Source organism: Enterobacter sp. 148H3 (assembly GCF_034107425.1).
GTDB lineage: Bacteria > Pseudomonadota > Gammaproteobacteria > Enterobacterales > Enterobacteriaceae > Enterobacter > Enterobacter vonholyi.
In genome coordinates this window covers 1-1,814 of record NZ_JAWNEI010000039.1, presented here as the reverse complement: position 1 = coordinate 1,814, position 1,814 = coordinate 1, and the positions used below count along the sequence as shown (strand labels likewise).

Genomic DNA, 1,814 nt, shown 5'->3' with positions numbered 1-1,814 from the left:
GCTGAACGCCCGGCCAAAACCCCCAAGGTCAAAAGAGGCCACACCGTCGCGCGCTACGCGCGACCACCCCCTAAAAGACGCCTGTTTTGACCTTTTTCTTCGCCTTGTTCGTTCCTCACAAAGCGAATTAAAAGGAAACTAGGCTTTTTAGGGGGTGGTCGCGCCACGCTACCGGCTTTTGGCCGGAGACTTAGGCTCGACGGTGTGGGGGGCAAGCCCCCCAAATAAACCGACGCGTGGGCGCGTCTTTTTGCTCGCTGGGGCGGCAAAATTTATTCGGCCCCCCCGGCTTTTCCGGCTCACTTGGGGTGAGCGCTCAAAAGTGGGTTCGGCGACGCAAATTAGCAATTTCTTCGAAATTGAATTTACTCGCCTCTCACCACTGCGCTGATTTTACGGTCCGGGGATTAGCAATTTTTTCAAAATTGAATCCCCGGCCTCGCAAATCTTCGCAGCCTGAAAAGCGTCACACCCTGTGCGCCTGAGCAGGTTGCTGCTCACCTTAAAAAGCAAAAATATAAAACCGTTGTGGCTGCCAGAGATGCGATGATGATAATTCTTGCGAAACTATTCATTTGAGTTACCTATTAAAAAGCTTTCGAGGGTTTTTCCGGCGTCCAGTTCCTGCTGAATAAAGACCGGTACACGCCCCACGCCTGACCATGTTTTACGCACGCCGTGCTCAACATACTGGTATTTCGGTTTCCTTTTTGCCGACGATGGCGCGGCTGAATTGCCCGCCAGTTCAGCCGCCGAAAAACCTTCCGATTCAATGAGCGCCAGCAGTTCATTGCGCTTTTCCTCGCGCAGGCGGCGCTGATTTTCCTGCTTGATATGCTCTGCGCGCTTTTCATCAAGCGCCGCTGAAATACGCGCGCTCAGCTTCTCCAGAAAGGTGAAATCACTTTCACGTAAAAACTTTTTCAGTGCGCGCTCTGAGGTTAATTCGTCCTGGATACGGTTCATAATTTCAGCTCCTTCGGTACAGATACGTTCAATCCTTTCAGCGGATCGCGGGGTGGATATTCAAAACCGAGTTCCCCGGTTTGCGGATTTTTAAGGGTGACGATAATCGAATAGGTATCGTCGTTTTTCTTCGATTTAAAACCTTTAATAACGCCGGTTTTGCCTTTGCCGATTAACGTTTCGGCCTGTTTTGCCGTCAGCTTTTTGCCGCGCACTTCCAGCCAGATTTTGAACTGACAGCCGGTGCAGGCGCAGGTTTTCGGCGTCATAACCAGCTCAGCTCCGCACGACGGGCATTTAACCGCGAGGCGGTTAAGCGCCGTTTTAGCGGGCTGTTTTTCCGCCGCGCTGATGGCAATATCGGCGCTCTCAACCAGGCGGGATACTTCCGCGTAAAGACCATCAATAAACCGCTCAATGGTCATTTCGCCGTTTTCAACTGCGGCCTGTTTTTCAGCCCACACGGCGGTCATATCCGGCTGCGTCACCGAATCGGGCAGGGCATCAATTAACGCCAGCCCGGCGGCGGTCGGGATGAATTTGCCCTTTTCCACGGTGATGTAATCGCGGGTTTTCAGCGTCTCGATAATGGCCGCGCGGGTCGCCGGAGTGCCGATGCCGCCGTGTTCGTCTTTCTTGTCCTTATCCTTCTCCTTGAGCAGTTTTTTAATGCGCGGATCGGCGACAAAATCGGCCACGCGAACGAGGGCAGAGAGCAGGGTTGCCTCGGTAAACAGCGGCAGCGGTTTGGTTTTTTTCTCGGAAATCACCACCTCGCGGCAGGTTAATGTCGCCCCGGTTTGCAGACGACTGATGGCCTCAAACGCGCTGCTGTTTTCGTCCTCCTC

General features: G+C 53.4%; 2 protein-coding genes. Both read right to left on the bottom strand.

Going from position 1 to position 1,814, the window contains the following annotated elements; all coding sequences use genetic code 11:
- Positions 1-567: 567 nt before the first annotated feature.
- Entirely contained in the window at positions 568-966 is a 399-nt protein-coding gene (locus USH94_RS22375; RefSeq protein WP_032640107.1) for an H-NS family nucleoid-associated regulatory protein, read from the bottom strand.
- A partial coding sequence (locus USH94_RS22370) for a type IA DNA topoisomerase (protein WP_320731348.1) occupies positions 963-1,814 on the bottom strand: 852 nt, incomplete at its 5' end. The genes USH94_RS22375 and USH94_RS22370, both read right to left, overlap by 4 nt.